The organism is Tenacibaculum sp. SDUM215027, assembly GCF_050566205.1.
Lineage (GTDB): Bacteria > Bacteroidota > Bacteroidia > Flavobacteriales > Flavobacteriaceae > Polaribacter.
Window position 1 is genome coordinate 31,149 of sequence record NZ_JBNXUE010000010.1, and the last position, 13,808, is coordinate 44,956.

Annotated in this window: 10 protein-coding genes; 4 read left to right on the forward strand and 6 right to left on the reverse strand. The window is 31.1% G+C overall.

Going from position 1 to position 13,808, the window contains the following annotated elements; genetic code table 11:
• Positions 1-12 precede the first annotated feature (12 nt).
• Positions 13-960 (forward strand): tRNA dihydrouridine synthase, encoded by a 948-nt coding sequence (locus tag ACQYZ7_RS16240; RefSeq protein WP_430730762.1) that lies wholly within the window; start codon positions 13-15, stop codon positions 958-960.
• 240 nt (positions 961-1,200) lie between these two features.
• Here ACQYZ7_RS16240 and ACQYZ7_RS16245 read toward each other — a convergent pair whose 3' ends face one another.
• From ACQYZ7_RS16245 to ACQYZ7_RS16260, 4 genes are all read right to left on the reverse strand, one after another.
• The gene (locus tag ACQYZ7_RS16245) at positions 1,201-1,383 is read right to left on the reverse strand and encodes a hypothetical protein (protein WP_430730763.1); all 183 of its coding nucleotides are present in this window, start codon (positions 1,381-1,383) and stop codon (positions 1,201-1,203) included.
• 152 nt (positions 1,384-1,535) lie between these two features.
• Positions 1,536-2,708: a hypothetical protein gene (locus ACQYZ7_RS16250; protein ID WP_430730764.1), complete on the reverse strand. Its 1,173-nt coding sequence runs from the start codon at positions 2,706-2,708 to the stop codon at positions 1,536-1,538.
• A 128-nt stretch (positions 2,709-2,836) separates the two neighbouring features.
• Positions 2,837-4,150 carry a DEAD/DEAH box helicase gene (locus ACQYZ7_RS16255; RefSeq protein ID WP_430730765.1) on the reverse strand — a complete coding sequence of 438 codons (1,314 nt, stop codon included), beginning with the start codon at positions 4,148-4,150 and terminating at the stop codon, positions 2,837-2,839.
• A gap of 129 nt (positions 4,151-4,279) precedes the next feature.
• On the reverse strand, positions 4,280-9,775 hold the full coding sequence (locus tag ACQYZ7_RS16260; RefSeq protein ID WP_430730766.1) for an alpha-2-macroglobulin family protein: 5,496 nt from the start codon (positions 9,773-9,775) through the stop codon (positions 4,280-4,282).
• A 250-nt stretch (positions 9,776-10,025) separates the two neighbouring features.
• On the opposite strand from ACQYZ7_RS16260, the gene ACQYZ7_RS16265 reads away from it, so the two are divergent.
• The 3 genes from ACQYZ7_RS16265 (at position 10,026) to ACQYZ7_RS16275 (ending at position 11,648) form a co-directional block, all read left to right on the forward strand.
• Entirely contained in the window at positions 10,026-10,607 is a 582-nt protein-coding gene (locus ACQYZ7_RS16265; protein ID WP_430730767.1) for a tRNA-(ms[2]io[6]A)-hydroxylase, read from the forward strand.
• Positions 10,607-11,044: a DUF4268 domain-containing protein gene (locus ACQYZ7_RS16270; protein WP_430730768.1), complete on the forward strand. Its 438-nt coding sequence runs from the start codon at positions 10,607-10,609 to the stop codon at positions 11,042-11,044. The genes ACQYZ7_RS16265 and ACQYZ7_RS16270 overlap by 1 nt, the downstream gene beginning before the upstream one ends.
• Positions 11,045-11,153: 109 nt before the next feature.
• Positions 11,154-11,648: a CAP domain-containing protein gene (locus ACQYZ7_RS16275; protein WP_430730769.1), complete on the forward strand. Its 495-nt coding sequence runs from the start codon at positions 11,154-11,156 to the stop codon at positions 11,646-11,648.
• Between the two features lie 82 nt (positions 11,649-11,730).
• Here the strand turns inward: ACQYZ7_RS16275 and ACQYZ7_RS16280 are convergent, their stop codons facing one another.
• Positions 11,731-13,608 (reverse strand): OmpA family protein, encoded by a 1,878-nt coding sequence (locus tag ACQYZ7_RS16280; RefSeq protein WP_430730770.1) that lies wholly within the window; start codon positions 13,606-13,608, stop codon positions 11,731-11,733.
• Positions 13,609-13,619: 11 nt separating this feature from the next.
• Positions 13,620-13,808, reverse strand: a 189-nt coding sequence (locus tag ACQYZ7_RS16285) for a type IX secretion system membrane protein PorP/SprF (RefSeq protein ID WP_430730771.1), incomplete at its 5' end; no start/stop codon positions are given.

Genomic DNA, 13,808 nt, shown 5'->3' on the forward strand with positions numbered 1-13,808 from the left:
TCAAATTACACTATGAGTTTTAACTTACTTTCTTCACCTTTACAAGGGTTTACCGATTTTCGTTTTAGGAATGCCCAACAAAAATATTTTGGTGGTATCGATACTTATTATGCTCCTTACATTCGATTAAATGGGAAATTTAAAATAAAATCGAGTTATGAACGTGATTTACTCCCTGAAAATAACACAACTTTAACGGTTATCCCACAAGTTATAACCAATGATGCTGAAGAATTTTTATTTGTTGCCAAATATGTACAAAGTTTAGGTTATAAAGAGTTGAATTGGAATTTAGGGTGTCCCTACCCTATGGTTACAAAATCGGGTATGGGTTCTGGTTTAATTTGTAATCCTACGCGAATAGATGAAATACTACATCGTGCTCATAACGAAACCGACATTCTAGTATCGATGAAAATGAGAATGGGATATGAAAACAGTGAAGAAATACTACACACTTTTCCTATTTTAGATAAATACCCGTTAAAAAATGTGGCTATTCATGCCAGAATTGGAAAACAATTATACAAAGGAGGTGTTGATTTAGATGCTTTTCAAAAATGTATAGACGTTGCCAAACATCAATTATATTATAATGGTGATATTACCTCAGTAGCAGGTTTTAAAGCTATAAAAGAACGTTTTCCTAGTATTACACATTTTATGATTGGACGTGGTTTAATTGCAGATCCTTTTTTACCACAAATGATTAAAGATAATACTACTGAATATTCAAAAGACAGATGGAAAACATTTGGAGAGTTTCATGATGAAATATACCAGCAATATGATGCTGCCTTATCTGGGCCAACACCTATAAAAATGAAAATGTTAGGCTTTTGGGAGTATTTTTCTCAATCGTTTTCTGATCCTCGTAAAACTTATAAGAAAATTAAAAAAGCGACAAACCCTAAGAAATATCAAGCGGCTGTTAAGGAGATTTTGGGTGGAGAAAGGTAAAAGGTTACCCTCATTGAAAGATAACCTTGAAACTTTAAATATATAACTAATACTTATTATATTCTGTTTTACCTGTTTTTATACAATCAATCACATGTTTTATAGCTCTATTTTTGCTATAACGACTGTTGATGTTAGGCTATCAAATAAGTTTTTAGGCAGATAGAAACAATAAACAACCACCGCATATACTGTGATGATTGTTTTGATTTTATTATTCTTTATTAATTTCATTTGTTTTTATGAAACACAATCAGCATGAACATCACTACAAGCTTGATATTCGGGTGGTAAAGCCCAAAATTCTTCACACTGCGTTTCATCAAAAACTAATCCACACTCATAATTTCCTCCTCCACCTAAAATAAATTTTTGTTCTTTTTTTGTTAAAACTTTACCTGTTTTTAAAATTTCATTTTTCATGATACTACTAAGATTTATTTAAAATATAATTAAATCCTTAAACATTTAAAGACACTCAAGGTTTATGTCTATTCTTCGCGAAAGAATATTGTTATTAAACTATTTATTTTACTATTTCACTTCGTAACTCTAGCATAAATATGCTATTATTTTTAGTAATACTCTATAATTCTGTTTACTTCTGCATAGGGTTTTTCTTCATCATTTAAATAGAAATAACATTTCGTCCAGTTATCGTACTCATCGTGTCCAAAATACTCCATACGATAGGTAGCATATACTGTTTCTTCGTCATTTTCATAGGCAACTACTTTTGCCACTTCTTGTTTGTTGGTATAAAAAAACTCGTTATACGCTTTCCAGTCTTTATTAAACGAGTATCCGCCCGCTGCCCATCTTTTTTTATGTATCAACTGGTTGTTTTTGTTATAGCTATATTTTTCTAAAAACCTCGTAAACCTTTCTTTTCCATTCCTCCGAAAATCAGTTGTTCGCACCGATGTTAAATTCCCTGCATCATCATAGGTGTACTCTTCATGAGGCTCAGCCCCCCTATACCAATTTACCAAACTATGGTCTGGAAAATAAGGGTAATCTTCAAAATTGAATGTTTTTTTTACGAGCTGGTTTTTTTCATTATAATGATAGGTAGCTGTATAACCACTTGATTTCTCATCAATAACTCCATCTAAATCATTATCCCATATACTAATTTGTTTTTCTTGGTGTATTGTCCCATTCTTGTTTAAAACATAATTGTATGCATTTGCTGACCTTTTATAGGAACTGTCTTTTTTTATAATTACATCATAAAAATCATAATGTCTATTTATGTAGTGCACTCGATAGGGATTGAATACAAATTTTTTAATGAGTAGGTTTTGTTTAAACTGTAGCTTAAACTTTATGTCTACTGGATCTTGTATGAATTTTGACATTCGTGCGAGTGTCCTTTTGTCTTTTACTTCTCCCGTTGGAAATGGTTGTGTAAGAGAATCAAAGGCAAAAAAGACTTGTTTTATCCCGTTTTTATCAAATTTATGGTACCCAAAAAGAGCAATTACTTTAAGTTTAGAATATGGAGTAGCATATAACGAATATTTTTCACGAAAAGTAGAATCCTTTATTTTATATATTTTTATGCTAGACCTTGTAACCTTAACAGGTCCGTTATAAAAATAGTCTCTCTCTGAATTTTTATAGTAACTCGCATACTTGCCCGTACTTATTTTAGGGCTTGTACAGCTGTAGAAGAATGATAACATTAAAACAGCTACCCATATAGCTAAATTAAATTGGTCTTTTTCTGAGTTTATATTTTTCATAATATTTTTTTTCTTACTACATATAAAATTCTAACTTTATTATTAATTAGCTTACACAAACCAATAACACTGGTTTACAAGAAAAAACAATCATATTGAATAATAAAATGTTCTCTTTTCAAATAAGGTTACGCCAATGTAATACGAACTTTTTTATTTTTTAAGCGTGTATTATTTAAGTCTTCTAATAACCTTTTTGACTCAGTAATAGGAACTGAAATAAAAGCACAATCTTGTTTCAGTTCAATAACTCCTAATTGTTCTTTTGTTAGATTTCCTTTTTTAAAGAATAAACCTGCAATATCTCCTTTAGATATTTTGTCTTTTCTTCCTCCAGAAATAAATAACGTCTCCCAATAACTAGGCTTTAATTTTTGTTTCTGAGAAATATCCGCATTGGGTATATTTTTAAGAAATTCTGGAAGGTTTTCTTTTTGCCATTTTAAAACATAAGCCGTTCCTTTGGCATTTACCCTTGCTGTTCGTCCGTTTCTATGCGTAAACTCTTCTACTCTTTGTGGTAATTCGTAATGAATAATGTATTTCATTTCTGGAATATCAATTCCTCTTGCAGCTAAATCAGTAGCTAACAATACTTGACTTGTTCCGTTTCTAAACTTTATTAAAGAACGTTCACGATCTCTTTGTTCCATTCCGCCAGAAAAACAACTGTGTGCAATTTTGTTTTTAGTTAAAAACTCGCTTACGTTAGCAATACTATCTTTTAAATTGCAAAAAATAATTCCTTGTTCATTTCCTATGTGATGTAATAACTCAACTAAGGTTTGATTTTTATTTTTTGATGGAGAAACAACCGTTTTTAAAGTTAATTTCTTTGGTTTTTTCCCTGTTAAATAATTTAATACGGTAGGATTGTTTAAGCGTACAAAATCTGGGACTTCAGCTTCTTGAGTTGCTGAAGTTAAAATACGTTTGTTAATGTTAGGTAATTGATTAATAATTCCGCGCATTTCATACTCAAAACCAACTTCTAACGATTTATCAAACTCATCTAAAATTAAGGTTTTAATACTTTCTTTAGAAAAACGATCGTTAGCAAAATGGTCAGAGATTCTACCTGGCGTACCAATTAATATACTGGGTGTATGCTTTAGTTCTATTTTATCTTTTGCCATTGAACGCCCACCATATACAGCATTTACTTTTAAACCTGTTCCCATTTCACGAATCACCTGTTCTATTTGAATTGCTAATTCTCTTGATGGCACTAAAATTAAAACTTGAACCTCTTTATTATTAGGCTCAATTAATTTTAATGTTGGTAGTAAAAACCCTAATGTTTTACCTGTTCCTGTAGGTGATAATATTACTGTATTAGTTGTTTTATCAATAGTAGAAATGGCATTTTGTTGCATTTCATTTAACTCATAGATATTTAATTTTGCTAAAATATCTTCTTGTGTTTTAACTGTATGTACCATAATCCTTTTATATCTATGAATTTTATATTGATTGACAAAGATAGGTAGTCTTACACGAGGAAAGATTAAGTATTTTAGAAATAAATAAAGCTTATTGATGTCAATAAGCTTTATTTATTTCTTTATAAACTACTTCATCACTTTAATCCATTCACCTTTGGTACGAGCTATATAATCATTGTCATACATTGCTTCAACTTGTACTCCTGGTAAATAATATTCACCTAAATACGACGCATTTAATAATACTCTAAATGTTTTAGCTTCATACTTTTTCAAGGTAAAATAGTTACTGATACTTGCATCTCGTATATCAGTATAATCTACTTTTGAAGATGTTGTATTATTTCCAAAATCAGTAAAACGAGTATTTACAATTTCCCATCCTGAAGGAATATATTGCGTTAATGCTACATTGTCAACCGTTTCACTCGTTGGATTCTTTACTGTTACCTCTGCCACAAAGTTGGTTCCTTGTGATAAATTATTTGGGTTAATACGAGTACCTTCTTTTGTTTTATATGTAATAGTTGTTTCTAAATTCTTTTGGAATACTTTTTCTTCACCAACAGGTAAAATTCCTTTGTTTAGTATACGTACATATAAAACTCCGTTGTTTTTGTTTGTTATTTTTAATGAATTCTCTTTTTGAATAGCTATTAAATCTTTTGCCAACAACGATTTTGAAGTACTTGCTTCTCCTGAAGCTTTATTTAACACATAACTTGTATTAATTCCATCACTACCACCATTTTTTAGAGCATATTGGCTCATTGCTAGTAAACTATACGCTGTAGTTTGCGTACTCATCCAATTATTACTTGATAAGTCTTCTGCAATTTCTTTTGCTAGTTTTATTGATTTAGTTTCATCATTCAACAACATATAGGTTTCTAAAGACATTGCTTTATTTCGCGTTTCAGAACCATAGTTTGAATAATATCGTTTTGTATACGTATAACCAGTAATTCCTTTTAAAATAGATGCTGCTATAGCCTTTTTACCTATTAAAGCATACGCACTTGCTAACCTCATTTTTGCTTCATCTGAAACTCCCATTGACTCTCGTAAACGGTTCATTGAAGCTAAATCTGGAGTATTAGCTAAGCTTAATGTATATAATCGGTAAGCTTGTGAAAGCGAATTGTTGTAGTAACGTGAACTATTTCTCCAATTACGTGCTTGCTGCTTTTGGTATCCTACCCATTTTGATTTGAATCCAATAGGCAATGCATATCCTTTCTTTTCAGCTTCTATCATAAAATGACCTGCATACGATGTTCCCCAGCTATTAGCACTACTATTTCCTTGCCAATACGATAATCCTCCATTAGACAACTGGAAACCAGATAGTCGCTGAATAGCTGCTTTTATATTCCTTTCTGTTGAAGCTATCTTTTCTTTTGGTAACTCAAATATTTCAGGTAAATATAACTGCGGAAAAGCACCAGAAGTAGTTTGCTCTACACAACCATGTGGATAACTAATTAAATACCCTAAACGCTTCGTAAAGTTCATTGGTGGTAAGGTTGATAACTCTAGTGTAGCAGCATTTGTCCCTTTTGTACCAAAACTTGTGAAGTTAATCTCTCCTTCTTCATTAGGTTTTAGTACTATATCTTTTACCTCAGTAGTTACTGGATTCGGATTTAATACATCTATTTCTACTTCATAAGACGCTTTTTCTCTACCTGAACTAGCATCTATTTTCATTTTACCTATTCCTTTAAAATCGTTCACTTTTAAAGTAAAGTAGGCCATTTTTTCATCTGGCTGATTAAATGAAACTGTCTGTGTTTTATCTCCTACAATTGTGTATGCTTCGTTTGGCTGTACTGTTACTTTTACATTTTTGATATTTGGTTTCATTGCAAAAACAGTAACCGGTAACGTAACGGTTTCTTGCGGTGTTATTTTACGAGGCAATGAGGCTAAAATCATTACTGGTTTTCGTACAAAAGCTGTTTTTTCATCACTACCATACGCATCTTTTTTTGTATCGGTAGCCACTACCATAGCACGAACAGATCCTACATATTTTGGTATTTTAATTTTGTGTTCCTTACTATCCCCCTTTTCTAAATCGAAAGGTCCTAAATACGTAACCATTGGTTTAAATCGGTTGGCTTTCCTGTTTTTACTTCCTGCTTCTGCTTCATCACCTCCAATACTTAATATTTGATTTACTTTTCCACCGTAAGCACCAATTACATCATCAAATATATCCCAAGTTTTTACTCCTAAAGATTGGCGCGCATAGAACACTCCCCATGGGTTTGGAGTCTTAAAACGTGTTAAATCTAACAAACCTTCATCTACCAATGCAATCGTATACGTCATTGGCCTACCTTTTTCTTCTTTCACTCGAATGGTAGCCATAGATTCTGGTCGTAACTCATCAGCTAACTGGATTTTTGGTTCTAATTTAGTTGCTGGATTGTTTACCAACATTGGTATTGAACCGTACATACGAATTGGTAAATCGTTTACCGTTTGACTATGTTTTTGTAACAGTGAAATGTTTACAAATACATTTGGTGTATAACTCGCTTTTACTGGGAAACTAAATGATGTTTGTTGTGCTTGTGTTGGTACCCAGAAATGGTCTAATACCTCTGTTCCATTTTCTATCGTAATAAACGCTTTTCCTCCTTCGGAAGACGGAAACTTAACAGTTGCTTTTTCATCTACTTCATACGATTCTTTATCGGTTGTAAATATCAACATAGTAGCGTTGCTCTTATCTTGATTTCCTTTTTTCTTAGCATACCAAGAAGGCCAATCAAAATATACCACATTTGAGGTAACATGCTTACTTTTTGAATCCTTTACTTTTATTAAATAACGTCCCCAATCGTTTTCGTCAACCTTTAATTTAAAGGTTCCTTTACCATTAGCGTCTGTTGTTACTTTTAATTTCTTATAAGGTTCATGATAACGTGTACCGTCATAACTAGATAATCCATTATCTGAAGTACTCCACCACCAACGCCATGATAACTTATATACGTTTACTTCTAAACTATTCGCTACTCCTGCCCCATCTTCGTTTACTGAAGCTACATTAAATGTATAGTCTTCATCTGTAAATAAATAGTTTTTAGATTGTGGTTCTTCAGCATCTTGTAATCCAGCATATGAAGTATATGGTGATACTTTGTTAGAAAATACATCAGTACTAAAGTCACCTCCATTTTCGTACACTTTGGTTATGAAGCTCGCTCTAAGCATTCCTGGAGCTTTGTTATCTAATTTAGGTTTTACTGAAAACTTAGTAGTTCCTTCGTTACTTAAATTCCCTTTTAATACTTTAAATTCTTCAGTTCCAAATCGACGAGTTACATCATCAAAATTATAGCTTTTGAATTTTGAAAACTCTGTATTGGTTTGTGAAAATTTTCCGTTGATATCTAACTTTAATCCTCTAGCTATTGCTCCATGCAACCATTTTACTTCTACATCTCCTGTAATAGTTGAGTTTGCTTTGATAAACTCTGAATCTGTAGCTAGTTTAATCTTTAATCGATTAGGTTTAATAGTTTCAACTTTTAATGTTTTATTGAAAACAGCCCCTCCAACACTTACACGTAGCTTCCAGTTACCAGTAATAGCTTCTGGATTTGTTCTTGGAGCATAGGCATATACATTGTTTGATTTCTTTGAAAGTACTTTTCTGTCAATTATCTTTCCTCTTGGATTTAATAATTCAAATTTTATTGGGTGTTCCTCTGGAATTGGATTAGCGTTGTCATTTAATACAAACGTTAAGAATATTTGGTCTCCTGGTCTCCACACTCCGCGCTCTCCATAAATGTATCCTTTAATTCCTTCTTGTAATTTCACCCCAGAAACATCAAACTTACTCATTGACAGTGCTTCTCCATCCTTCAATTTCACATAAGTAGTATTGCTATTTTTAGAAACTACTGCAAAAAAGGCATTTGTTACATCAGAAAAAGAAACTACTCCCTCTTTATTAGTTGTGGCTGAAGCTACTTCTTGTTTTTGTAGGTTATATAAGGTTACTTTTGCTCCTTCTATAACATCTGTGGTAAGTATATCTGTAACAGCTACTAGCGTTTTATTGTTATTTCCTTTTTTAACTATAACCCCAATATTCGTAGCTAAAATATTAGTGCTAATATCTTTGTTGTAATAATATGAAGTTGTGCAAGGATCCTCTCTATCTCTCCAACTATAATCATAATAATAATCATCATAGTAGTTAGGATTATCATAGCTTTTGGTATCTATCTCCTTTTTTCCGAAAACTATAGTTTTGGTTGAAACACCTTCAGCACATTTATAATTTGAATAGTCTTTATTGAATGAAAACTCGACTCTATACATCGCTCCGTTTTCCACTTTTACTATTTCTGCTAAATCGATAGCAAAAGCATTTTCTTTACTTAATTCTAACCCTTGGTTACTAAGGTTTACTGTATATTTTGCTACTGGACGTCCTACATAACGTAAATTTCCTTGATTATTTAAACTATTATCTTGTAAAAACTGTAGTACATTTTCCTTGTATACTTTATAAACTGTAACATCAACCGCCTTTAAATTTACTGCACTAAAGTTTATTTTTAAGTTACTAGAATTTGGAAGTATTGATCCGCTTTTTATAAATTTTACCGCTGGCTTTAGTTCTTCAAAATAAACCGTTTTAATAGTATTTTCTTTTAAAGCATAACCGTCAACACTTTTAATTCCTTTGAATATCTCTATATCAACTTTTTGTGTAAATGATGATTTTGGATATACAATTACTTTGTTACTATTTACCTTATATGTAAAAGCTCTTTTTTGAGTATTTAAAAACTGAATAAGTCCTTTTAAGTTTTGTGATTTCTGTATTGGGTCTGAAAAACTTATTTCAATATGCTGTTTATCTGTATCAATAACTTCAACACTTAATACTTTAAAATTATTTTTTCCTGTAATAGTTACTTCTCTACTTCCTTTAGACTCTGATTTAACAGGAGTTCCTGTCCACTCAACTTTTAATTGTTTATCATCTTCATAGCGTTGTATACTGTCTATTTTAAAATAAACTTTAGAACTCACTTTTCCTACAGTACTAAATTTTATAGGTTTTGCTTTTCCGTTGTATGTAGCTTTTACCAAAGAAGGGATTTTCTCCGTCTCGATAATATCACTAGCGGTTAACTCCCCTTCTACCGCATATAAATTTTTATTGTAAACACTTGGAGATTGTAAGGAAACATTGAATAATAATTCTTTTGTTTTTACTTTAACAGTAAAATCTTCTAAGTCTTCATCAATATCTTCATATAGTTTTGATAAATGAAGCGTTATTGAGTACTCTTGGTTACTTTTTAATTTTTCTGCAGGAACAAAAACTAGTTCATTGTCATTAAAAACAACTTCTCCTTTTATAGCTGGTTTTGTAGTAATAACCTCACTTGCTTCGAAGTTTGTTGTTACTTTCTTTTTTAATATAAATTTTAAGTTTGGAGTTACCGATATTAGTTTATCTGGAAAAACACTAATGTACTCACCAAACTCATTAACATTACTTTCTGTAACAACAGATTTTTTACATGAATTAGCGAAAAGCATCAAAAAGATTAATGCAAAAACGCCAATAATTTTTTTCATTTTTTTAAATAACTGTAATTTCATTTCCTTAGAAGTTTTTTGTCTTTTCTATTTAAAACTACTTAAAAATATCTTTAAAAGATTATCTATTTAGAATTTGTAGCAATTCATTTAGTATTCGTAATTAAAATCAATATTTTTCAGCAATTTTCTTAAGAGATTTTTTTAACAACAAATCTAGCTATTTTTAGGATATTTATTATAAAATTAGCGTTTATATTTTTTACTTTTACAGCCTGAATAACACATTATGCTTGGATTACAGTTTGACACCGAAACTTCATGGGTTGAAGTTGCTAAAAATGGATTAGAACAGTTATTAACGGATCATGCTTTTGCTGAACAAAAAGCTGCTTCAAATGCTGTCTCAATTATCATCAATTACTCTGAAGAAACCGAACTTGTTAAAGACATGAGTGATATTGCTATTGAAGAAATGGAGCATTTTAGAATGGTACATAACATAATGATTGAACGAGGTATGGTTTTAGGACAAGCAACTAAAAACGACTATGCTTTAAAATTACAAAAATTCTTTCCACATACTCGCAATAGAACTGAAGCCTTAATTCATCGACTTTTAGTTGCTGCTTTAATAGAAGCACGCAGCTGCGAGCGCTTTAAAGTTTTTGCAGACAATATGAAAGATGAAGAATTATCAAAATTCTATATTGATTTAATGGTTTCTGAAGCAAATCACTACACCTTATTTTTAGGATATGCTAGAAAGTATATGGATCGTGAAATTGTAGATAAGAAATGGGACGATTTATTAGCTTTTGAAGCTGAAATGATGCGAGAAAGAGGTAAAACAGCAAAAGTTCACGGATAGTGTTTAGTAAAGAAGAATCTGCCCGCTTACGTAAGGACTTTTGGACTAGTTTTGGAAAGTCTTTTCCTAGAAAATGGTTGTTATACAACACTAAAATAAAGGGATTTGCTTTTAAGTTTCAAGCGGATAGAAAAAAAGCTTCTGTTTGTTTAGATTTCGAGCATCCAGAAGGTATTGCCAATGAATTGCTTTACGATCAACTTCTTTCTTTGAAAAATATATTGGAAACAGAATATTTACCTGAAGTTATTTTTGATGATAGTTTTGAGCTAGATAATCACAAGATTATTCACAGAATTTATGTCCCTTTCGATAAAAAATTTAGTATTCATAATAAAGATACTTGGCGAGATTGTTATGAGTTTTATGTTGAAACTATGACACAGTTTGAACTGTTTTTTTATGAGTATGAAGACTTTATAAAACAGGCTATCTAGTCACGGGAAAAACCCCCTTTTTACTAAAATACACACATTTAATTTGTTTTGTATTTAATTTTCATTATATCTTTACAACGTTTTTGATTAACCCCTAACCCCTATAATCATGAATAACTACCCCCTCAAGTTATTAGTGCTATTTTGTGCACTAATAATAACATCTTGTTCTTCTAACGAAGCTGATATTATTGACAACACCCCAGAGATGTCTACTAATATCAGTGAAAAATCGATAGAAGAGGACATTTTAGACCTAATTAACACTTATAGAGTTAATAATGGCTTTTCTTCACTAAGCAAGTTACAAACTATCAAGTCACAAACAAGCAGTCATACAAACTATATGATTGAGAAAGACGAAGTTTCGCACGACTTTTTTTACCAACGTAAAGAGTATTTGTCTGAAAATGCAGATGCTATAAAGGTAGGTGAAAATGTAGCTTATGGCTATTCTACTGCTGAAGCTGTAGTTAATGCTTGGATTAAAAGCGACGGGCACAAAGAAAATATTGAAGGTGACTATACTCACTTTGAAGTTACAGCTGAAAAAAGCGACAACGGTAAGTGGTATTACACAAATATTTTTGTGAAAAAATCGTAAAATAAATTAAAACCCCAATTCAATATGCGCATTGAATCGGGGCTAAAGAAAACTACTCTACGGAAACTAATTACTTATTTTTCTATTTATAATCGTTAATAATTATAAATTTTGATCGTCGGTTTTCTTGATGTTCCTCTTCTGTACAAGGAACACCGTTAGAACATTTGTTCACTAATTGTTTTTCTCCGTAACCAATAGCACTTTCTATTCTATTGGTATCTATATCTCTTGAGAAAATATAATCTCTAGTAGATTTAGCTCTCTTATCTGATAAAGTTTCGTTATAATTATCACTTCCCCTACTATCGGTATGAGCTTCAATCTTGATAATCATTTTTGGATGGTTTTTTAATACTCGTACAATGTGCTCAAGCTCATATGCTGCATCTGGACGTATATTCCATTTATCAAAATCAAAAAATATAGGATCTATCACTATCTCATTACCTATAATTAAAGGTGTTAAATATAAATTCTGTTCTATATTTTTATTATCCTCATTTGTTGTTAATATGTCTTTCAAGTCATCTTTATAATCACTTTTTGATCCTCTTAAAACATACTTCTTTCCACAATTAACTTCAAAAAAGTAAGATCCATCTGCTTGCGTTGTAATTTTATCTAATACTTTCCCTGTAGTATCTACCAATTCTACTAACGCATCTGCTAATAGCTCATTTGTCTTTTTGTCAAATACTTTTCCTGAGATAAACTGCTTACATTTTTCAAAACTATATATGTCATCATGTCCTTTACCTCCTGGTCTATTTGATGAAAAATACCCTGTTTTATTATCTTCATTTAAGAAAAATGCAAAATCATCATAACCACTATTAAATGGCGCTCCTAAGTTTTTTACTTCTGATGAATTGTTATTTAATACGTTAGATTTATAGATATCTAACAGTCCTAAGTTTGCGTACCCATCTGAAGAAAAATAGAGTGTATAATCTTTTGCTACAAAAGGAAACATTTCTCTACCAATGGTATTAATTTTATCCCCCATGTTTACAGGATCTCCATAAGTTCCATTTGGTAAAATTGCTACTTTGTAAATATCTGTAAAACCATAACCTCCTGGTCTATCTGACGTAAAATATAGTGTTTTCTCGTCTGGACTTAATGCTGGGTGTCCGCTTGAATATACTTCATCATTAAATGATGGTTCTTCTATATTATCCCATTGCCCATTAATCAATGTAGCTTTATATATTTTTAAGTGAGATGTTCCTTTTTTATCATAATCCAACTTATCTCTTTTATTTAAGTTGTTTCTGGTAAAGTACATCGTGACTCCATCTTTTGTTATGGCTACACTTGATTCGTGAAAACTTGTGTTAATTTTTGAGGATGTAATTGGTCCAACATCTTCAATCGTTTTTATTCCATTTTCTATATTTATTTTTGCTTCATATAAATCTAAATAAGGCTCATTATTCCATTCATAAATTTTGCCTTTGTTATTTTTTGCTGACGAAAAAACAAATTTATTTCCTGTAACATAAGGTCCAAAATCAGAATTCTTGGTATTAACTTCTAAGTTATAAACATTGATAGTATCATTATTTAAAGTCATTAACTTTTCGTAATCCTCTTTGGATAAACTTCCCTTAGCATCGGGTAACTTTTGTAACCATTCATCTGCTTTTTCATATTCACCAATACTTCTTAATGATTGTACGTATCTATGAATATTTTCATTACTTAACCCTTCTTCACTTTCTGAAGCTAATTGATACCAATGAGCTGCTTTTTTTGAGTCTGAGTTGTTATAATAGCAATCGCCAAGTCTTGCTAATGTATAGGTCGTGCTATCTCCTTTTTTTACTGCGCTTTCATAAAACTCAGCTGCTTTTACATAAGCATAATCTCTAAAGAACTTATCTGCTACTCTTTTCTGAGAAAATGAATAAGAGAATGAAAAAATTAAGATTAAAAGTGTAATTTTTGTCTTCATAATTCTGCTTTTTAAAAATATCTAGGAGATTTAACTCTATTTACCTTATGCAATTCAAACATTAATAATATTTCATGTGTTCCATTTGAATATTGATTAATGTCTGATAACGGATACTCATACGCGTAACCTACTCGGAACTGTCGTGATACTTGAAAATCTACTAATGCTCCTAAAGCTCCGGTATCTTCATTAATTCT